The 20778-nt window shown below is 59.6% G+C and carries 18 protein-coding genes; 11 read left to right on the forward strand and 7 right to left on the reverse strand.

Features of this window, described 5'->3' with window-relative positions; translation table 11 throughout:
* Window positions 1-59: 59 nt before the first annotated feature.
* The gene (locus FTO60_RS15295) at window positions 60-1133 is read right to left on the reverse strand and encodes a DUF2793 domain-containing protein (RefSeq protein WP_148056760.1); all 1074 of its coding nucleotides are present in this window, start codon (window positions 1131-1133) and stop codon (window positions 60-62) included.
* Between the two features lie 124 nt (window positions 1134-1257).
* On the opposite strand from FTO60_RS15295, the gene FTO60_RS15300 reads away from it, so the two are divergent.
* The 3 genes from FTO60_RS15300 to FTO60_RS17980 all read left to right on the forward strand — a co-directional run bounded on the left by FTO60_RS15300 (window position 1258) and on the right by FTO60_RS17980 (window position 5013).
* On the forward strand, window positions 1258-2031 hold the full coding sequence (locus tag FTO60_RS15300; RefSeq protein ID WP_148056761.1) for a metallophosphoesterase: 774 nt from the start codon (window positions 1258-1260) through the stop codon (window positions 2029-2031).
* A 63-nt stretch (window positions 2032-2094) separates the two neighbouring features.
* Window positions 2095-3423, forward strand: coding sequence for a UDP-glucose/GDP-mannose dehydrogenase family protein (locus tag FTO60_RS15305; protein WP_148056762.1), 1329 nt, complete (start codon window positions 2095-2097; stop codon window positions 3421-3423).
* Between the two features lie 135 nt (window positions 3424-3558).
* Window positions 3559-5013 carry a calcium-binding protein gene (locus tag FTO60_RS17980; protein WP_148056763.1) on the forward strand — a complete coding sequence of 485 codons (1455 nt, stop codon included), beginning with the start codon at window positions 3559-3561 and terminating at the stop codon, window positions 5011-5013.
* A gap of 3 nt (window positions 5014-5016) precedes the next feature.
* Here the strand turns inward: FTO60_RS17980 and FTO60_RS15315 are convergent, their stop codons facing one another.
* Entirely contained in the window at window positions 5017-6426 is a 1410-nt protein-coding gene (locus FTO60_RS15315) for a mannose-1-phosphate guanylyltransferase/mannose-6-phosphate isomerase (RefSeq protein ID WP_148056764.1), read from the reverse strand.
* A 150-nt stretch (window positions 6427-6576) separates the two neighbouring features.
* Between FTO60_RS15315 and FTO60_RS15320 the strand changes: the two genes are divergently transcribed.
* From FTO60_RS15320 to FTO60_RS15345, 6 genes are read left to right on the forward strand one after another with little or no spacing between them, the layout of a single operon-like run.
* Window positions 6577-7584 carry an NAD-dependent epimerase/dehydratase family protein gene (locus FTO60_RS15320; RefSeq protein WP_148056765.1) on the forward strand — a complete coding sequence of 336 codons (1008 nt, stop codon included), beginning with the start codon at window positions 6577-6579 and terminating at the stop codon, window positions 7582-7584.
* A 49-nt stretch (window positions 7585-7633) separates the two neighbouring features.
* Window positions 7634-8299 carry a sulfotransferase family 2 domain-containing protein gene (locus FTO60_RS15325; RefSeq protein WP_148056766.1) on the forward strand — a complete coding sequence of 222 codons (666 nt, stop codon included), beginning with the start codon at window positions 7634-7636 and terminating at the stop codon, window positions 8297-8299.
* A gap of 3 nt (window positions 8300-8302) precedes the next feature.
* A complete protein-coding gene (locus tag FTO60_RS15330) occupies window positions 8303-9292 on the forward strand; it encodes a glycosyltransferase (protein ID WP_148056767.1) in 990 nt (329 codons plus the stop codon).
* Window positions 9289-10158: a sulfotransferase gene (locus FTO60_RS15335; protein WP_148056768.1), complete on the forward strand. Its 870-nt coding sequence runs from the start codon at window positions 9289-9291 to the stop codon at window positions 10156-10158. The genes FTO60_RS15330 and FTO60_RS15335 overlap by 4 nt, the downstream gene beginning before the upstream one ends.
* A complete protein-coding gene (locus FTO60_RS15340) occupies window positions 10146-11246 on the forward strand; it encodes a glycosyltransferase (RefSeq protein ID WP_148056769.1) in 1101 nt (366 codons plus the stop codon). Before FTO60_RS15335 ends, FTO60_RS15340 begins: the two co-directional genes overlap by 13 nt.
* Window positions 11212-12510 (forward strand): hypothetical protein, encoded by a 1299-nt coding sequence (locus FTO60_RS15345; protein WP_148056770.1) that lies wholly within the window; start codon window positions 11212-11214, stop codon window positions 12508-12510. Before FTO60_RS15340 ends, FTO60_RS15345 begins: the two co-directional genes overlap by 35 nt.
* Here the strand turns inward: FTO60_RS15345 and FTO60_RS15350 are convergent.
* Window positions 12426-13100, reverse strand: a complete 675-nt coding sequence (locus FTO60_RS15350) for a sugar transferase (protein WP_148056771.1) — start codon at window positions 13098-13100, stop codon at window positions 12426-12428. The genes FTO60_RS15345 and FTO60_RS15350 overlap by 85 nt on opposite strands.
* A gap of 113 nt (window positions 13101-13213) precedes the next feature.
* Here FTO60_RS15350 and FTO60_RS15355 point away from each other — a divergent pair, with 113 nt between their 5' ends.
* Window positions 13214-15190, forward strand: a complete 1977-nt coding sequence (locus FTO60_RS15355) for a polysaccharide biosynthesis tyrosine autokinase (protein ID WP_148056772.1) — start codon at window positions 13214-13216, stop codon at window positions 15188-15190.
* Here FTO60_RS15355 and FTO60_RS15360 read toward each other — a convergent pair.
* The 4 genes from FTO60_RS15360 to FTO60_RS15375 are packed head-to-tail and all read right to left on the reverse strand — an operon-like array spanning window position 15187 to window position 19072.
* On the reverse strand, window positions 15187-16341 hold the full coding sequence (locus FTO60_RS15360) for a TIGR03862 family flavoprotein (protein WP_148056773.1): 1155 nt from the start codon (window positions 16339-16341) through the stop codon (window positions 15187-15189). The genes FTO60_RS15355 and FTO60_RS15360 overlap by 4 nt on opposite strands.
* Window positions 16338-17663 carry a mechanosensitive ion channel family protein gene (locus tag FTO60_RS15365; RefSeq protein WP_148056774.1) on the reverse strand — a complete coding sequence of 442 codons (1326 nt, stop codon included), beginning with the start codon at window positions 17661-17663 and terminating at the stop codon, window positions 16338-16340. The genes FTO60_RS15360 and FTO60_RS15365 overlap by 4 nt, the downstream gene beginning before the upstream one ends.
* Before the next feature lie 57 nt (window positions 17664-17720).
* Complete coding sequence (locus tag FTO60_RS15370; protein ID WP_148056775.1) at window positions 17721-18326, reverse strand: enoyl-CoA hydratase/isomerase family protein; 606 nt, start codon at window positions 18324-18326, stop codon at window positions 17721-17723.
* Entirely contained in the window at window positions 18323-19072 is a 750-nt protein-coding gene (locus FTO60_RS15375; RefSeq protein ID WP_148056776.1) for an SDR family oxidoreductase, read from the reverse strand. The genes FTO60_RS15370 and FTO60_RS15375 overlap by 4 nt, the downstream gene beginning before the upstream one ends.
* A gap of 128 nt (window positions 19073-19200) precedes the next feature.
* Here FTO60_RS15375 and FTO60_RS15380 point away from each other — a divergent pair, with 128 nt between their 5' ends.
* Window positions 19201-20721 (forward strand): DUF2125 domain-containing protein, encoded by a 1521-nt coding sequence (locus FTO60_RS15380; protein WP_148056777.1) that lies wholly within the window; start codon window positions 19201-19203, stop codon window positions 20719-20721.
* Window positions 20722-20778: the final 57 nt, after the last annotated feature.

Here is a 20778-nt window from a genome sequence, read left to right on the forward strand (position 1 = left end):
GCCCGCCAAAAGTGACGGGCACAAGGAATGTGACGACAATACCACCCTCGATCGGCGCACTAGCCGATCAAGACACCCCACATGGCCGTATGATTGGCCCCAAAGTAGGAATCGTAGATGCGACTGTGGCCTTGCAGTTCGACCGTGTCGCCGGCGTTCAGCATTTCCAGCGTGTGGGTCGTCATGCCCGTGCGCCCGTCAACATGTCCACCCGAGTTTTCGGCAAAGGTGCCATAAATTTCAGTGACACCATTCTTGACCAGGCGGATCGAATGGCGCGGCACGCCAAAGTCTTTGACAAAAATGATCGACCCGCCGATCAGATAGGTCCCCATCACCGGCGCAACGAAACGGTTGGTCGTGGCATCGAACACGCCTTGGGCATTGTGATCGACGGTGTTCACGCTCAACTTGGCCCATGTATCGGCGAGCACAAGCTGGTCGAAATTCATATGTGCCTTGAACCGCGGCAGGTTGGGCTGCGCCACCCGCCCGCTGGCCAGATCAACCGACCAGCCGTCGCGGAACGTGATCCCGTCATCGGATACCGAAAGACGGATTTCATCACTGCCAAACTGGCCCAGCACCGCCTGCGACGTAAAGCTCGTCTGAAATGTGAACCCAAGGTCATCGCCCGATCCCTCGCGGTTCAGGACCATGTTCATATCACCGCTGCCGCCGTCGCCCACCGTCACCGCAGACCAGGTGGCGGTATTCAGCGTTGCGGCAAATGGCGCCGCAGGATCAACTGCCTGACCCAAACCGATGGACTGCACATCGCCCAGTTCCGACGCCGTCATCGCCGACCAGGCCGTGCCGTCAAAGGAAACCATCGTGTTGCGCGACAGCACCATCGCACGCCACCCGGGACGTGGCACAAGAAACATCCAAGCCCCACCTTGCAGGATCGCCAGAGCACCCGATTGCCCCGCCCAGTCACCCGTTGCGCCGGGCGCGACGATGTAAACCTCGTCATCAAGCGCGCCAAAGGGCGGGGCAACCTGGTCATCAGACACCACCACCAACTGCACAATCGCATCCAATATTTGCAGGGCTTCGTTATGGGTGACGTGCTTTTGTGCCTGCGCCGGAAGGATCGTCGGCAGGGAAAGACGGTTCGTTGTATCTGGCATTTGCTGTGTCCATCGGGCTGTTGCAAGTTGGCGCAACATTCCGGCAAAGCAGTTGTGGCATTCCTAAGCGCGCGAACTGGCGCTATAGGTTTGGTTAACCGTTTCCACCGCGCACAGGTCCGTCATGTCACTGCTCAAGCGTCTGTTTGGCACCAAGCCAGCCACTGCCCCAACCGACCTTGGCGCGCCACGCCCCCTGCAGACCACCTATGTGGTGGGTGACATTCACGGGCGCGCGGACCTGTTGGAAAACCTGCTTGTGCAAATCGACGCAGATCGCAGGCATGACCCTCATGCGGTCTGCATCTGCCTTGGCGATTTCGTCGACCGGGGCGAACAATCCGGCGCGGTGCTTGAGTTGCTGCGCGCGCGCCAAACCGCAACACCCGCAACATTCGTCTGCCTGATGGGCAATCACGAACGCATGCTGCTTGATTTCATTGACCGGACCGCCGAGCGGGGCCAGCGCTGGTTGCGGAACGGGGGCTTGCAGACGCTCGCCAGTATGGGCGTGTCGGGAATCACTGAAAGTGCCCCGCCTGATCGCCTGATGGCGGCGCGCGATCAATTCCTGAACCTAACAGAACCGGCCATGTTTGAATGGCTGCGCGCGCTGCCCACGCAGTGGGACAGCGGCAATCTCGTGGTTGTCCACGCCGCCCTTGATCCAAACGCACCGCCCGACGGGCAAAGCGACCGCACCCGCATCTGGGGGCACCGCGACTTCCTGACACTTCCGCGCCGCGACGGGCTTTGGGTCGCGCATGGTCACACCATCATCGACCAGCCGCACTTCGCCGCCAGCCGGATCGCCGTGGACACCGGTGCCTATTATTCCGGCACCCTGACTGCCGCCAAAATCAGCCCCACTGGCACCGTTGATTTCCTGCAAACCTAAGCAGGATCAGTTGACACAAGGGCCACCAACGCCCAAACAAAAAAGAAAAACAAGGGTCCGAGCATGAAGATTGCAGTTATTGGTACCGGCTATGTTGGCCTTGTGTCGGGTGTTTGCTTTTCCGACTTCGGGCATGATGTTGTCTGCGTCGACAAAGACCCCGCCAAGATTGACAAACTCAACACCGGTCAGGTGCCGATCTACGAACCGGGCCTCGAAGAACTCATGGCCAAAAACGTTGAGGCGGGCCGCCTGTCGTTCACCCTTGATCTGCCCAGCGCGCTGGACGGGGCCGAGGCTGTGTTCATCGCCGTTGGCACCCCGACACGGCGCGGCGACGGTCACGCCGATCTGACCTACGTGATGGCCGCCGCTGAGGAAATCGCCGGGATCGTCAGGGATTACATCGTCATCGTTACCAAATCGACCGTGCCTGTGGGCACCAACCGCAAGGTCAAACAGACCGTCCACAAGGCCAACCCCGACTTGGCATTCGACGTGGCCTCGAACCCCGAATTCCTGCGCGAAGGCGCGGCAATTGACGATTTCATGCGCCCTGATCGGGTGGTTGTCGGCGTTCAGACCGACCGCGCCGCCGATGTCATGGCCGAAATCTATCGCCCGCTGTTCCTGCGCGATTTTCCAATTGTCGTGACCGATCTGGAAAGTGCCGAGATGATCAAATACGCCGCCAACGCATTTCTGGCGACCAAGATCACGTTTATCAATGAAATTGCGGCGCTGTGTGAACGCACCGGTGCCGACGTGAAACAGGTCGCTAAGGGCATGGGTCTTGACGGGCGCATCGGCAACAAGTTCCTGCACGCCGGTCCCGGCTATGGCGGGTCATGCTTTCCCAAGGACACCAAGGCGCTGGCCCGCATCGGGCAGGAAAACGCTGTCCCGATGCAGATCACCGAGGCCGTCATCAAGGTCAACGACGAGATCAAGCGCCGCATGGTCGACAAGCTACTTGATCTGTGTGACGGCAGTTTCAACGGCAAGGTCGTCGCCGTGCTGGGCGTGACCTTCAAGCCCAACACCGACGACATGCGCGACGCCCCATCCCTGACGATCATTCCCGCACTGGTTGGCGGCGGGGCCAAAGTGCGTGTCACCGACCCACAGGGACACCACGAGGGCGAGGCGCTCTTGCCCGGTGTCAACTGGGTTGCGGATGCCTACAAGGCCGCGCGCAACGCCGATCTGGTCGTCCTGCTGACCGAGTGGAACGAATTTCGCGCGCTTGACCTCAAACGCATCGCCAAACACATGGCAACGCCCCGCATGGCCGACCTGCGCAATATCTATGCCAACAAGGACGCCAAGAAGGCGGGCTTTCAGTCTTATGTGTCGATCGGTCGCCTGCCGATGCAATCTGGCAGCGATTGATTCAAAACCGCCTGAAACGCCAACTTTGGGCCACGTTTCTGCCCGACCGAATACCCACGGCACTGGCAATCTATCCCCCGCAGGTAACACACCATTGGGGTGAACGTTTTGTCCGTTTTCAGTCACGTCTCGACAGTGGAATCAGGTCCGCATCTTGACGGGATCAGCGCAATGGCGCTGGCCGTGATCAATGGCGAGACCTATCTTTACACCGCCAGCAAGGCTGACGGTGGCCTGACCGCATATCTGGTTGAAAGCACGGGCACGACTTACCTTGACAAGATCGGTGCCGCCCCAAACCGTGGCACTTACGGCGTCAATGATCTGGATGTGGTCACTGTCAACGGACAGGATATTCTGGTGCCATCGGGCAGCTATGACGACAGACTCGCCTTTCACGAACTTAATGCGACCGGTGAATTTGACGGTGTCACGATCCTTGGGGCTAGCCCCAGCCTGATCGGCAACCTTGACCAGTCGGTCACGCTTCAGGTGGCGGGCAAGACGTTTTTGGTCTCGTCGCAGATGGGTCAGGCCGGATTTCAGGCCTACCAAATCCGCGACAACCTCACGCTGGAACACAAGAGCACATGGGGCGACACGGCCAATACCTATGTCGGCGACATTTCCGCGCTGACATCGGCCACGGTGGACGGGCGCAGCTATTTTTTTGCGGCCTCGGCCCAAGACGCAGGCGTCACCAGCTTCTGGATGGGCAAGTGGGGCAACGTAAAGGAGCGCGGATCAATTGGCGTGTCGGACGGGCTGTGGGTATCCGCGCCCAGCGCCCTGGCAACGGCAACCGTTGATGGCAAGCTCTACATTATCGTCGGTTCCGCCGGCAGCAACACACTCAGCGTTCTGCGCGTCAATAACTGGGGCAGCCTGTTCATCGAAGATCATGTAATGGACGACCTGAACTCGCGTTTCGCAGGTGTCAGCGCGCTGGAAACCTTCAGCATCGGCAATCGCACCTTCCTGCTGGCGGGCGGATCTGATGACGGGCTGTCGCTGTTCGAAATCGAACCGGGCGGCAGCCTTTATCTCATTGAAAGCATCCCCGACGAACTGAACACCACCCTGATGGACGTTGAAGCAATCACCGCCACCGTCATCAACGGTGAAGTGATCGTTTTCGTCAGTGGGTCGCAGACCGGCTTTACCCAATTCTCCATCAACATGGGCAATATCGCCGATATCAAATCCGGCACCGATAATGCCGACCTCATCACCGGCAACGGCAAGGACGATCTGATCGCCGGAAAGGATGGCAATGACACACTGGACGGCAAGGGTGGCAATGACCGGATCATCGACGGCGCGGGCGCGGACACGATGACAGGCGGCACGGGTGCGGACGTATTCATGTTCACGGACGACGGACGCATGGATATCGTCACCGATTTCACCCCCGGCGAGGACAAGCTCGACCTGCGTGATTTTCCGATGCTTTACTCGATGGCACAACTGGACATGACCCAAAAGGGCTATGGCGTGCTAATCACCATCGGCGATGACCGTTTCCGCATTGAAGCCGACAGCGGCCAATTGCTGATCGCCGATCTGACCGACGATGATTTTCTGTTCTAGGTGCTAGCGGCGGCTGTAAACATCCTCGACCCTGACGATATCATCCTCGCCCAGATAGCTGCCGGTCTGCACTTCGATCAGGGTCAGCATGACCTTGCCGGGGTTTTCCAGACGGTGCAGATCACCCTGAGGCACATAGATCGACTGATTCTCGAACACCATCTTTTGCGTGTCGCCCACGGTAACATTCGCCGATCCTTCGACAACGATCCAGTGTTCCGCGCGGTGCACATGGCTTTGCAGGGACAGCTTGCCGCCGGGGTGCACGCAAATGCGTTTCACCTGAAACCGCGGCCCCATCGCAAGGCTTTCAAACCACCCCCAAGGGCGGTGATCACGGGTAAAGGTTTCGGCCTGCTTGGCACCCTTGGCGCGCAGGGCATCGACAACCTTTTTCACATCCTGACTGCGGCGCTTATCGGCCACCAACACGGCATCCGGCATAGCGACGGCAATGATATTCTCAAGCCCCAGCCCGACCAGCGCCTGCCCTTCGGCCTCCGACCACAGCAGCGTATCGCTGCAATCGATCGCCGTGACATCGCCCTGCGCCATCACGCCATCTTTGTCAGCGTTGGTCCAGCGCACAGCCTCCCAATCACCCAGATCGGTCCACCCATCGGGGAAAGGCATCACCACCAGATTGTCAGCCTTTTCCATGATCGCGTAATCAATGCTGATCTTGTCCGCCTGCGCCCAGGCGCGCGCATCCAGTCGCTTGAAGCCCAGATCGCGTTCGGCCCCGTCAAGGGCTGCTTGCACCGGTGGGATCAGATCAGGCGCATGGGCGGCAAAGGCATCCAGAATACGTCTTACGCTGAACAGGAAAATCCCGGCATTCCAAAGATACCGACCCGTCGCCAGCATCTGTTCGGCGGTGCCGCGATCTGGTTTTTCAACAAAACGGGTCAGCGGGGAAATCGCGCCGCCCTTGGGTGCGCCGCCGACCTCAAGATAGCCATACCCCGTTTCGGGGCGGTCAGGCAAAATTCCGAATGTCACAATCGCACCGTCCCGCGCCACCGTTTGTGCCGCAGCAACCGCTGCGCAAAATGCCGGGCCATCAGGGATCGCATGATCGGACGGGGCCACAAGCATCAGCGCGTCGGGGTCATTCTGTAACGACAGCGCCGCCAGCAAAATCGCAGGCGCCGTATCGCGCCCCTCGGGTTCAATGAATACCTGCTCGGGCAGCACGCCAACCTCGCCCAACTGTTCGGTCACGACGAAACGAAAATCTTCGGAAGTCAGCACAATGGGGCGGTTCATCCCCTTGCCGGACAGGCGCAACACCGTGTCCTGGAACAGGGATTTGTCGCCGCCGAACGACGAAAACTGCTTGGGGAAGCTTTTGCGCGATAGCGGCCAGAGCCGTGTTCCTGATCCGCCTGCCAAAATGATCGGGGTTATCACTTGCACCCTCTCCCTTACGATTCAATCGTAGTTAACAGCTGAGTTTGACAGCACTGTGGCACACATGGGTTAACAGGTCCAAACCGATCACAAGGTTGACAGCGCGGCGAGGGTGCCACACCACAGACCCGCACGCACAAAGAGGTCGAAATGCCCAAAGCCCTAGTTACCGGCGCCGCCGGATTTATCGGATATCACTTGTGTCAGCGGCTGTTGGCGGACGGGTTTGATGTGATCGGCTTTGACGCGATGACCGATTATTATGATGTGCGGCTGAAACAGCGGCGGCAAGCAAACCTGCTGCAATCGCAACGCTTTCGCGCTGTGAACGACCGGTTGGAAAATGACGGTGTGCTGCATGATCTGATCGCGCAGGAAAAGCCCGACATCATCGTCCACCTCGCTGCGCAGGCTGGTGTGCGCTATTCCATCGACGCGCCGCGCTCGTATGTCGAAAGCAACCTGATCGGCACCTTCAATCTGCTCGAAGCTGTGCGCGCCACGCCTTGCACGCATTTGCTGATGGCCTCCACCTCATCGGTTTACGGGGCCAATACCGATATGCCCTACGGCGAAACCGACAAGGCCGACAGCCAGATGTCGTTCTACGCCGCCACAAAAAAGGCCAACGAGGCGATGGGCCATTCCTATGCCCACCTTTATGACATCCCGATCACGATGTTCCGGTTCTTTACGGTTTACGGCCCGTGGGGCCGTCCCGACATGGCCCTGTTCAAGTTCACCCGCGCGATGCTGAGCGGAGATCCGATTGACGTTTACAATCACGGGGATATGAGCCGCGACTTCACCTATGTGTCCGATCTGGTCGAGGGGATCCGCCTGCTGATTGATGCGGCACCCGAACGGCCCAAAGATACGCCCGCCAAGGGCGATAGCCTGTCCCCCGTCGCGCCCTACCGCATCGTGAATATCGGCAATGGCGAACCCACGCAGTTGATTGCGTTCATCCAAGCCATCGAAAAATCCACTGGCAGGAAAGCCATCTGCAATATGGTCGATATGCAGCCGGGAGATGTGCCCGCAACCTGGGCCAACGGAGACCTGCTGCGCGAGCTGACGGGATATGCGCCGCAAACCAGCCTTCAGGACGGCGTCGACGCCTTCGTCGCGTGGTATCGCGAATATTATGATGTCTAGGCGGCTGACAGCCACCAAATCTTAACCATCCCTGCGCTAGCAAAGTGGCATGATCATTTGCCACAGTCGCCGATTCATTTTTTTCTCGAACCCCAAGACGGGCTCGGAAACCATGCGCGCGCTTCTGGCCCCCTTCGCCGAAGAACCCGTCGTGGCCTATCGCGCCCGCACGCGGGAGCGGCCATTCTACCCACATATGTCCCCCGTCGAGGCGGAATGGACGTTTGATGCGCTCGGCCTCGCCTTTCGCAGTTATCGGCGCATCACCTGCGTGCGCGACCCTTTTACGCGGCTCGTATCGCTTTACCGGATGATCGCCGATGTGGACGGGCTTTGGCGGTTGCGGCGCAGGGCCGGACTTGGACAACCGGATTTTGAAACCTGGTTGCGCAGCACGCGGCCCAACGGGCGCGGCGGCGGTGGGCGGGCGCATCAACGCTGGCGGCGTTATGGCACGTGGTCCGCGCAGCATTGGTGCGGTGACAGGATCAGTGACACCTTGCGCCTTGAAACACTCGCACATGATCTTCCGCCACTCCTCGATGCGTTGGATATCGCGGCGCCGACAGCTGCTTTACCGCAACACAACGCGCGTGATCCGGTCGATGTCTCGCAGTGGTATTCGCCCTCGACCAGCGCGCTTGTGGCACGGCGATACGCATGGGACATTGCGCATTTCGGCTATGCCAGACCGAACCTGCTAGGTGCGGCTTGACCCATGACACATGCCTTGGTCGCCATCCCAACCCTTAACGAAGAACACACAATCGCAGCGGTGCTTTCGGACCTTCTGTCAGATTGCCACGCCTTCCCGATTGTCGTGTTCGACGGCGGAAGCAGCGACAGAACCTGCGACATCGTGCGCCGTTTTGCGCGGCAGCATGCGCGCGTGTCGCTCCGGCGCAATCCGCAACGCACGCAGGCACATGCGATAAACGCGGCCGCGCATCTGGCGCAAACGCTGGGCGCGCAAGTTCTGGTGCGCGTGGATGCGCATGCGCGATATCCAAAAGGGTTCGTCAATGCGCTGGTCCGCCTGGTTCAAGATGAGCGCGCCGATAGTGTCGTCACGCCCCTTATTGCCACCGACCAGCGCGACCCTTGGGCGCAAGCCTCTGCCTTGCTGCAACGGTCGTGGCTTGGGAATGGCGGGGCGCTCCATCGCAACGCCGCGAAATCCGGCTGGGTCGGGCATGGCCATCACGCCGCCTTTCGATTGGCCGCATTTCGGGCACTTGGCGGATATGATACATCCTTCGGCGCCAACGAAGACGCCGAATATGACCATCGCCTGATCAAGGCAGGCGGTCGCATATTCCTCGCCGGACATCTTCCTGTGCGCTATTGTCCGCGCGCGACACCCCACGATGTATTCCGTCAATACTGGCGCAACGGGTTTTGGCGGATGCGGATGCTGCGCCATCACCGCCGGCGGCCCGCATTGCGCCAGCTTCTTCCGATTGTCGCCACGGTCACCTGCCCTCTATCACTGGCCCTGGGCTGGATTTGGTTTCCGTTCACAATCCCGGCGCTTGCCTACCTTGGCGCGCTCGCAATGCTGGCAGCACGCGCTGCAGGTTTGGCACCCCGCACAGGCCTCCGCATCATCTGGCTTGGCATTCTCATGCACTTTGGTTTCGGACTCGGCAGCCTTGCCGCATTGCGCATCAGGTCCGCAACCAGCACGATCAGTCAGGCCGCCGCATGACCATGCCGAACCTGTTTTTGATCGCCGCGCCGCGCGCTGGGTCAACGCAATTGGCGCGCTGGCTGGCGACCCATCCGGACATTTCACTCTCTCTTGTCAAAGAACCCAACTTCTTTGCCGCCCATGAATTTGACTCCGCCTATGTCAGTGCATCGCACCTGGATGACGTCGACCCCACCAAGCCCGTGACGCGCCCCACACAATTTGCCGTTTTCCGCGATCCAGCCCGCTATGGCGCGTTGTTTGAAAACATGACAACACGCTGGCGGATGGAGGCATCGACAAGCTACCTGTCGTGCCCGCAATCCCCAGAATTGATTGCCGCAGCCTGCCCCGACGCACGGGTGATCCTGCTGCACCGTGAACCGGTTGCCCGCGCGCTGTCGCATTACCAATTGGCACGGCGCACGGGGCGAACGCAGGCCAGCTTGATGGACGAACTAGAGACAGAAATATCAGGCCAATTGCCATGCGCAGCGTGCTACCTGTTGCGCCCGTCATTGCAATTGCCGGGGGTTGCCAGATTTGAACGGATCTTTCCAAAACGGTCCACAACCCTGCAATTCGAGGCCATGATTAAATCGCCGCAAGCCGCGTTGGCCCAGGTTGCGCGTCTCCTTGATATTGACCCGACTGGCTTTGATGTCACCGCCCGGGCACAAAACGCAGGTGCCGAACCCCGGTTCGCGCAGCTGAACGCTCTCTTGATGCGCAGCGGGTTAAAAACGCGACTCCGGCAGATCCTGCCAGCACCCGTAAAACCTTATCTGCGCCGGCTCTGGTTTAACGACAATTGCCGCGCGCCCATAAATGCCGCTGAAATCGCAGCGCTGAAATCCGCGCTCGAGGCACAATGCGCATCCTGATTGCCCAAGCGAGCGCCGCAGCGAAGGGCGGGGCCGAGAATTATGCAGCTGCCCTCAGGCACGTACTCATCAACGATGGGCACGCGGTTGGCACCATTGATGTGCGCGGCCATACACCTCCGGGCGGCAAGCGTAGCCGTTTGCCGCTTGCGATCACAGGTCGTGCCTTGTGGAACTGGGCGCAGGTCTGCCGCGCACTTCCAAAGATCGCGCTGGATTATGACCGCGTCATTCTTGCCTATGGCGAAGGGCCACCGCTGCCCGTCCCCACACTGACCCTGCGCCATTCCCCGACACTATTCGCAACCGATGCCCGTTTGCTTGCCTGTGTCGGCGCGCGACCGACCGGGGTGCGGCGCGCCTATATTCAGCTTTGTCGGCGGGTTGCGGGGCCGATCGCAGGCCCCCATCAAACGACAACGCTGTGCAATACTCGTTGGACCGCGCAGATCTGCGCCGATGTCGCTGGCTTCCCAAGTGACGGCATCCTTTACCCCAAAGTTGACCGCCCCACCGCGCCGCTAAACATGCGCAAGCCTTACCGCGTTTTGATTCTGGGCCGGATCGTCCCGAACAAGCGGATCGAAGATGCGATCGCGGTGTGCGAAACCCTGCATTTGCAGGGTTTCCCCATCGAAGTCGAAGTGCTGGGGCGTGCAGATAGCCGATATGCCCGCCGCCTTGTCGCGCAGCTATCGCGCAAGGCACATGTCCGCGTCACGCCAAACGCCAATGGTGCAACCCGCGCCCGCGCGCTGGCCGAGGCCCGCTTTGGGTTGCATATGTTTCGCGGCGAACACTTTGGCATCGCCGTGGCCGAGATGATCCTGCACGGCGTCACCCCATTGGTGTTCGACGATGGCGGTATCTGCGAACTGGTCACCACGCCGCAGCTGCGGTTCCGCGATACCCGTGAGGCCGCGAGCAAGCTCGCCGCACTTTGCCTGCGCCCGGACCGCGCAGACCGGATGTTAACCGATCTTCAACGCGGTGCGGCCCTGAATGCCGCGGTAAACTTTGACGAAAATGCCTTGCATGTCCTGCGCGACTGGCTTGACGAAGGATGGGTTCGACATGCGGCGCAGTGAACGTTTGATCACGGCCTGGGCCTGCCTTGCGGGTCTTTTTCTTTGGGTGCCAGCGGTAGGGGTTCCAATGGTCGCCCTGCCCCTGCAGCCAATGGATTTTCTCGTGCTTGCCGGTGTCCCTCTCATCGCAATCAACTGGCGGAAACTATGCGTTCGCCTTGGGGCCATCGCCATGACCTTTGTCGCATCTGTTGGCATGTCATTTTTCGTGGCGGGCGGGGAAATGCTGGTGTTGTTACATGCGCTGGCGCTGGCGCTCCCGTTCATTTTGTTGGTCGGTATCACGCTACGGTATCCCAACGCGCGCCTGGGTCTCCTGAACGGCTTTCTGATCGGTGCGGGCGGTTCCGTAGCGCTGTTTTTCGCTCAAATCCTGATCGGGGCAGAAGCACTTGATTTTCGCACCAACACCGCCTTTAGTCTGCCCCCACAATATCGGCGCGGATTTGCTCTGTTCCCCGAAGTGTCCACATACGCGACCCATAGCATCATTGCCTTGGCCGTTTGCATCTGTCTGCTGCTTCACCCGGAAAAAACCGCGCACCGACCCCGAACATTGATCGCGCTCGCGACAGGTCTGATCCTGGCTCTTCTCCTCAGTCGCTCGACCAGCTTTCTTGTGATCGCGCCCCTCCTATGCGCACTGGCGGCGGGACACGCGCGCAAGCTCGATTCACGCACGCTGTTATGGCTTGTGTTGATCACTGGCTTGGGGGCGTTTCTATTGACGGTGTTTTTCAACACCTTTTACGCTGAACGGCTTGAAACCGCCGCGGCCTCGCGGTCCGCTGCCATGCGCCTTGCTTCTGTTTTGGGCGGGCTTTCAACACTCTGGAGAGGGGAGGTCTTTGGTGTCGGTCTCGGTGAAAATCAGGAAATCCTGCGCCGCGCCTATGACATCGGTCGCGCACTTGATCTCCGGTTTGGCCAGCTACCCCAAGGGGTCAGTTCCCAGATCATCGCCCGCATCTTTGAAGAAGGGTGGCCCGCCGTGATCAGCTTTGCAATTGCATTGTCTTTTCTGTTGCGCACGGCGTTCACGCGCGCCCAGGATCCGATCATCGCGGCGCTCACGGTCATCGCTGTCGGCAGTTTTCTGACAGCGCTGTTGGTGACGGGATACCGTGGCGTCTACACAAACTGGCTATGGCTTGCCATTCCGGCCGCAGCCCTGACTGCTCAACACCCTGTGCGGCGCAGCACGACACCGATCGTCCGGCCAAGGATACGCAAATCCATTAACAAAGATGCCTTGCGCGCATAGGTCATATCCATCTGAACCCGATCAGCATATGCGACCTTATTGCGCCCGCTCACCTGCCAAAGGCCCGTGATGCCAGGGCGCATCGCATAATACGCACGCTCGAAACCTGCGTATTCCAACAGTTCCGCACGTGGCACGGGGCGCGGGCCAACAAGGCTCATCTCGCCCCTCAGGACATTCCAAAGCTGCGGCAATTCATCAAGGCTGCTTTTGCGCAAGAACCGACCCAGACGCGTAACGCGCGGATCGTTGCGCAGCTTGTAGGTTTGGGCCCATTCGCGGGCAGCCGCCGGATCGTGCCGCAGGTGGTCGCGCAGGCGCGCGCGGGCATCCGGCACCATCGTGCGCAATTTCCAGCAGTGAAACGCCCGCCCGTCCTGCCCGACACGTTCATGCCCGAAAAAGCCCGCACCGCCATCCAGCCGTACGGCGCACCACAACGCCCCGACAAGCGGGGCGGCAATCGGCGCGAGCGCCAGCACACCGATAACATCAAGCGCGCGTTTTCCGTTGGAAAGATAGCGCGCAGACCGCACACGCGCTGGATTGCGCTGCACAAATCCGGGAACATCGAAAACCTCGTGTTTCATTTGGTCACCCTCTTTTTCACTCCGCTTTCAATTTCTCGGGTTGCGGTTAAGAAATCCTCCACTCCCCGCGCCTAAAGTCGTTCAAAATAGATGTTTCCAGAAAGGTGCGCTGTATGAACGCCTTGCCAGACCCCGCCGCGATGGAACCTGTTGCGCGCATGCCAGTTGCCGCACGGGGCGACGATGTGATGGACCTTGGTGAAATGCTGCTGACCCTGTGGCGCGGGAAATTCTGGATCGTCAGCGCCGCCTTGCTCACCACGATTGCTGGGTTGGTCTGGGCCATCGGCGTGGCCGATCCCCGGTTTCGTGCAACGGCCGTCGTGGTGCTCGACGGTGGCCGCGAGCCGGTGGTCGAATTTTCAGATTTTCTGCCGATGATGACCGGCGATGCAACGGTCGTGAACACGGAACTGGAAGTGCTGCGCTCTGTCAGTTTGTTGGCCGATGTCGTCACGCAGGCCAATTTGACGGCCGATCCGGAATTCAATCCGGCGCTACGCCCCGCAGGCCTGTCAGATCTGGCGATTAACGGTGCGCTTGATCTGATTGGCGTGCCACCCGCGCCACCCCTCGCCACGGAACGCATTGAAAGGCGCGCGATGACGGCGACCATTGCATCCTTGCGCGACGCGCTGATCGTGCGAAACGTCCCTGACAGCATGGTATTTGAAATCGCGCTCGAAACAGGTGATGCGGAAAAGTCGGCCACTCTCGCGAACCTGCTTGCGGAGCGTTATCTCGTGCGCCAGTTGGAAACCAAATTCGAGGCCACGCAGCGCGCCACGACATGGCTTAGCGAAAAGGTCGCCGTGCTTGAGGTCGAGCTGGAAACGGCCGAGGGGGCGACGAATCAATTTGCCGCGCAGATGGAGCTGATCAGCGCAGAAACGCTTGATATACTTTCACAGCAGCTCAAGGAAGTGCGCGACCGTATCGCGGCACGGCAGGCAACCATTGATCGCGGCGATTCAACCACACGCGCGCAAGGACGGATTGATCAACTTCGGGTGCTTGAGGCCGAGTTGTCGGAAAAAATTGCACGCCAATCCCAAGATCTGGTTGCGCTGGAACAACTCGAACGCGAAGCCGCGGCAAGCCGCCAGATTTACGAGTATTTCCTTGGTCGGCTCAAGGAAACATCGGTGCAAGAAGGCATCCAGCAAGCGGATGCGCGCCTGATGTCGGCTGCGATGGTCCCCGAAGTGCCCTCTGCGCCACGCCCGACACTTGTTGCGATCCTTAGCGCGGCCCTTGGCGCATTTGTCGCGACAATCGCCCTGATTGTCCTTGAAGCGCGCACCGCAACCTTCCGCACCGCAGACGCGCTTGAAATGGCCACAGGTTTGCCTGTCATGGGGCAAATTCCACGGATTCCCGCGCGGCGGCGGCAAAACGTTCTTGATTACATCCGGCAAAAGCCAAACTCGGCCCCGGTTGAGGCATTTCGCAATCTACGCACGTCCCTTTTCATGGCGGGTGACGCCCCCGTGCCTCGTGTGATCGTCTCAACCTCGTCGCTGCCGGGCGAAGGAAAAACCACACAAACGCTGGCGCTAGCGCACAACTTGACGGGTGTGCGCGACAAGGTGCTGGTCATCGAAGGGGATCTGCGCCGCCGCGTCTTTCAGGATTATTTCGGCGCGCACGACACACCCGGCATGATGCAAGTGTTGTCCCGCAAGGCCAAACTGGACGAGGCCGTCTGGCGCAACCCCGATTTGGGGTTTGACGTGCTTTTTGGTGATGAAGCCCCCGCCAACGCCGCCGATCTCTTTTCGTCGCGCCAGTTTCGTCAACTGATCCGAACTGCACGCAAATCCTATGACGTAATCCTGATCGACACGCCGCCGGTGCTGCTGGTACCGGACGCAAGGGTCATTGGCAGGCTCGCCGATGCTGTTCTTTACACCGTCCGCTGGGATAAAACCCGCGAAAAACAGGTGCTTCAGGGGATCCGTGCGTTTGAAACTGTGGGCGTGCAGGTCACGGGGACCGTGCTAAGCCAGATTAATGCGCGTGGCATGAAGAAATATGGCTACGGCCAGGATTATGGGAATTACGGCACATCCGGCTACTACCAAAGCTAGGTAAATCGCGCCGCAGCCCGCCCCGCGCGCCGCCCCGTGGCCAGGCAGGCGGTAATCAGATAACCGCCGGTCGGGGCTTCCCAATCCAGCATTTCACCAGCGCAGAATACGCCGGGGTGCGTATGTAACATCAGGTCCGCATCCAGCGCATCGAACCGAATACCACCTGCAGTCGATATCGCCTCGTCCAAGGGCCGTGGCCCAAGGTGGGCCACAGGCAACGCCTTGAGCAGACCCGCCATATCCTGCGGAAACGGTCGCCCAAATTCGTTCACCAAAGCCGCGCGCACCCCCTCAAGACGCAAGACCTTGCGCAGGTGATTTGCAAGACTTGCCTTGCCACGCGGGCGCGCAAGACGTTGCGCAATATCGTCATGGCCAAGATCAGGAAACAGATCGAGCGTGAGTTCGGCCCCGTCCCGCATCGCGGCTGACACCGAATAAACGCCGCCACCCTCGATCCCGCGCGCGGAGACAACAAATTCACCGCGCACGTGCTGGCCCCTGGCCGACAGGGCGCAGCCTTTTACGGCACTTCCGAAATGACGGGCCATGTGATCGGACCACGACACCATAAAGCCCACGTTCGCGGGCTGAAACGGCGCGGTCAAATCAACAAATTGCGCCACCCAGGTTCCGTTCGATCCCAGCCGCGACCAACTCGCGCCGCCCATTGCCAAAACCGTCACATCTGGCGCTACGGTCTGTTGACCCTCCGGTGTATCAAAAACCGCGTCCCCGCCGCTCCATCCCGTCCAGCGCCACCGCAAACGAAACGTCACCCCCGCGTCCACCAAACGCCGCAACCATGCGCGCAGCAAGGGCGATGCCTTCATCGCGGTCGGGAAAACCCGCCGCGAAGATCCGGTAAATACATCCTGCCCCAAACCTTGCGCCCAATCCTTGACCTGCATCGGCCCAAAACCGTCCAAGGCCGTGCGCAATGCAGGTGGCAACGTCGGGAAAGCCCCGAGGAACGCGCCCTGATCGACATCCATTGTCAGATTCAGACCGGACTTTCCTGCCATCAGAAATTTGCGACCGACCGAAGGCATTGCATCGCTGACAATGACCTGCAGACCTGCCGCCGCCAGTTCCTCGGCGGCCATCAGGCCAGCGGGGCCAGCCCCGATCACCAGTGCCACTTTCACGACGACGACGGCACCGGTAGCCCGCCCTTGATCTCGACGACGCGCTGCGGATATGGGATTTCGATGCCCTCCGCCTTCAGGGCGTTCCAGATCAGGAACAGCACATCAGAGGTGTATTTATTGCGCCCGTCGTCCAGCCCGTTCACCCAGAATTCAACAGCGAAATCAACGCCGCTATCGCCAAATCCGCGCAATTCGCAGTCCGGCGGATATGGTTTGTCCAGGACTTCTTTGTGGGTCGCCACCGCTGCCTCGACCAGGGCAGGAACAAGGTTGATATCGGTATCGTAACTGACGGAAAACGCGGCCTCGTAACGGTTTGCCGAACCGGAATCCGAATAATTCACGACCCGTGTGGTGATGAAATCCTCGTTCGGGACAACGATCCAGCGCCCGTCAAAAGATTCCAGAATCGCGGCGCGCGCAGTCATCTTGACGATTGTGCCCGCTTCGCCGCCATCCAGCTCAACATAATCGCCCACCGTGGCCTGCCCCTCAAGCAACAGGATCACACCGGAAATAAAGTTGGACGCGATCTTTTGCAGACCGAAACCAAGGCCTACACCAATGGCCCCGCCCAAGACGGCAAGCGAGGTCAGCGAAATCCCCATGATGTTCATCAAAACAAGAAATGCCGCGCCAAAAATCACGATCTCGGCGGCTTTCACAGCCAATTGGCGGGTTGCGGGGCGCATTTCCTTTTGACCCGACAAGAACTGTGTCGATTGGTCATTCGACCAGCGGCCAAACCAGAAAATCACGCCTGCAACAACGATGAACTTTAGCAACCAAAGCAGGTCAAACGAAAGATTGCCCAACGGCACGACAGTCGCTTCAAGCCTGGCAGCCGCCGGTCCAGTGAGCCCCACCACATAAAGCGCGGCGATAGGCACGAGCACATATTTGCCCAGCATTTTAAGAAACGGATCCCTGAGCATGTCCTGCGCCAGAGCGCGGACTGCAAGGAATAGAAACACCCGCTTGCCAAAGGCGATCACCGCACCCGAGCCAAACAGCGACACCGTGATCTGTTCGCCAATCGCCGTTAGGGCATAGGCCAGAAGCGGCAGCAACAACGGCAGAAAGACCAATACAAACCGGCGCGCCTTAGCGATCAGGTTCTGACTTTCTGGCGCCGGTTCAAGCAGTTTCGTCAGCCGGGGCGTGGCCTTGCGAGAGATGATCAAAGCCAGCAGATAGGCCGCCACCAGAATACCAAACTGCGACCAGGCCGCCGGACTTAGCAACCAGTCACGCGCAAGCGCGATCCCCTGATCCAGATACCCTTGGATCATCGCGACAATATCATTGCCTTGGCCCATCACACCCTCCGCGCCGGTTCGCATCGGTTTTGCACTGCTTTGACGCAGCGCACAACGTTAGATCATTGCCTTTATCTGCGCCAAGAGGCCCGTTTTGGCGGTCTTGGCAGGTTCGCTCAGCGCATCAATCGCTGGCCCAAGCGCGGTCTGATCAGTGACCACCCGATCAACCATCCCAAAGGCGAAGGCTTCGGCGGTGGTCAGTTTGGCACCGGTCAATAGTATCATCTTCGCGCGCGCTGGCCCGACAAGGGCACGCAGGCGGGCAGGGTCAGATGGCTGCGGCAAGACGCCCATTTTGACCACGGGATAAAAGAACTTCGCGCCGTCTACGGCCAGACGCAGATCGCAGGCCAGCACCATGCCCAGCGCGCCACCCGCGACCGTGCCATTGAGCGCCGCAATGGTCAGCCCAGGAAATCCCGCAATTGCACCTGATAGCTTTTCCCAAGCGGGGCTGGCGGCAAGTCCACGCGCCACCGCCTCAAGGTCAGCACCGGCACTGAAAACCCGGCCTTCCCCTGTAAAAACAATTACTTGAGCGTTCGTGGCAAGCACCGCATCAGTCAGTTCGTTCAGCATACCTTCGGTCAGCGCATTCGCCTTGTCAGCCCGCGCAAGGGTCAGCGTCAGCACGCCATCAGCGGTCGCACTGCGGATCATATCAACCCCACCGTGCGGCGAATTTCGGGATCACGCAGTGATATATCATCGCCAAGAAAACCGTCTGCTGCCGGGGAACACATCCAAACCAGGGCCTGCGCTGGCCATTCGGGCGCAATGTGATCGGACCAGTCAAGCTGGCTGACCGGATTGATGCCCGAGTCCTTGATCTCGCGCTGCATATCGGTTGCGACGGTGCCGGGCGACAGGCCGAGTACACGCACACCGTGCTGGCGATATTCCTTGTCGGCCACACGCGTCAGCATATAGGCACCCGCCTTGGACGAACAGTAAGCCGACCAGCCTTCGACCGGCCCATGTGCCGCACCCGACGATATGGTGATAATCGTGCCGCGCCCCTGCTTTTGCATGACAGGCAGAACAGCATGCATCCCGTGGAACACCCCCTTGAGGTTGACATCAATCAGCGCGCCCCATGCGTCAGGGTCCGTGTCGGCCAATTGGCCAATCGGATCAATGACACCTGCATTGCCAACGAACACATCAAGGCGGCCAAAACGCTGCAAGGTCTTGTCCACAGCGGCTCCCATCGACGTGCGGTCGCTTACGTCACACGCAATGGCGATGGCATTCGGGCCAATGTCGGCGGCAAGTGCGGCGAGGGCCTCAGCGCTGCGTGCCAACAGCGCAACCCTGGCCCCCTGCGCGGCAAATGCCCGCGCCGCCGCGGCCCCAATTCCGCGGCTTGCACCCGTAATCATCACGGCTTGATCTGTCATATCCATGCTTCATCCCTTTCACATCTTTCCAACCTGCTAATCTGCCCCTACCTAAAGGTCCAGATTTCCTGACCTTGACCTTAGGGGGCAGGCATTGGACATTTACGTCATTGGATATCAGGAAAGGTTTTCAAATGATCGTTTTCAAAGGTGCACGCAGCGCGGTTTGTCTGGCCGCAATCTTGGCAGGTTCGACCGCTTTCGCAGAAGTCACCGCGCAGCAGGTATGGGATAACTGGAAAGATCAGTTGGACCTTTACGGCGAAGGCGGCGTGACCATCGGCAGCGAAACGATGTCCGGTAGCACGCTTACCGTAAGCGACCTTTCGATCCAGATGAGCGACCCGGAAGCAAACATCACCGCCACCCTTGATGAAATCCAGCTTAGCGAGATGGGCGATGGCACAGTGTCGATCACGATGTCCGATACCTATCCCATGACAGTGACCTTCACCCCCACGTCTGGCGATCCGACCACCCTGAATATCGTCGCACGCAACGAGGGCATGTCGGTGATCGTCAGCGGCACACCGGACGTCATGGAATACGCCCTCAACGCGCCAAGCTACGTGATCGCGCTTGAAGGGATCGCAGGTGACGGCGCCGACGAAATCGACATCAACGCCGCTGCGGTTACCATGACCAATCTGTCGGGCACATACGTCACCCGCTCAGACAATCTGCAACGGGTGGACTACGCCCTTGCGGTCGAATCCGTTGATATCGCGGCTGACGTGAGCGAACCGGGCGGTGACGGCATGTTCGTGATGAACGGCACCTTTGCCGATGTGACAGCACAGGCAAAGATTGCCCTCCCGATCGATATGGATATGGACGCGCCCGAAACCGCATTTATTGACGGGTTGTCGATCGCAGGCGGCTATTCCTTCGGCGCGACCAGCTATGACTTTGCAATCGATGCTGACGGCGAACAGGCCGACGGCGCCGCCAGCATCGAAGGTGGGTCGCTGACCGTCGCAATGGACATTGACGGGTTGCTTTACCAAGGCGAAACCCGTGGACTGAATGTCCTGCTCAACATTCCGGGCGAACTGCCTTTCCCTGTTGAGGCCCAATTGGGCGCTTATGGTTTTGCGATGGAAGTCCCCCTCAGCAGCGCCGACGAACCGCGTGATTTCGCACTGTCTCTGAACATTGCCGATCTTGCCGTCAGCAACGGCATTTGGAACATGGTCGATCCCGGCGAAATTCTGCCACGCGATCCGGCCACCGCATCTCTTGCACTGTCGGGCACAGCGACCCCATTTTTTGATCTGCTTGATCCCGAACAGGCGCAGGCCGCCGCCATGTCCGATATCCCGGGAGAGCTGAACAGCCTTTCGCTTGATAGCTTGAAACTGGCGATTGCCGGTGCGCTGATCACTGGTGACGGCAGCTTTACCTTTGATAACGACGACCTTGCCACCTTTGACGGCTTTCCCCGCCCAGAGGGGGCGCTTGAGCTGAGTATCAACGGCGTGAACGGCCTGATCGACAAGCTGATCCAGATGGGCCTGTTGCCCGAGGAACAGGCGATGGGCGGGCGCATGATGCTGGGTATGTTCGCTACCCCGGTCGGCGATGATATGCTGACCTCGACCATCGAAGTGAATAGCGAAGGACATGTGTTGGCCAACGGCCAACGCCTGCGCTAGATGTTTTCCGTAATGTGAGGCGTCGCGCCAGACTGCGCGGCCCAATTTTCTGTCAAA

Source organism: Octadecabacter sp. SW4 (assembly GCF_008065155.1).
GTDB lineage: Bacteria > Pseudomonadota > Alphaproteobacteria > Rhodobacterales > Rhodobacteraceae > SW4.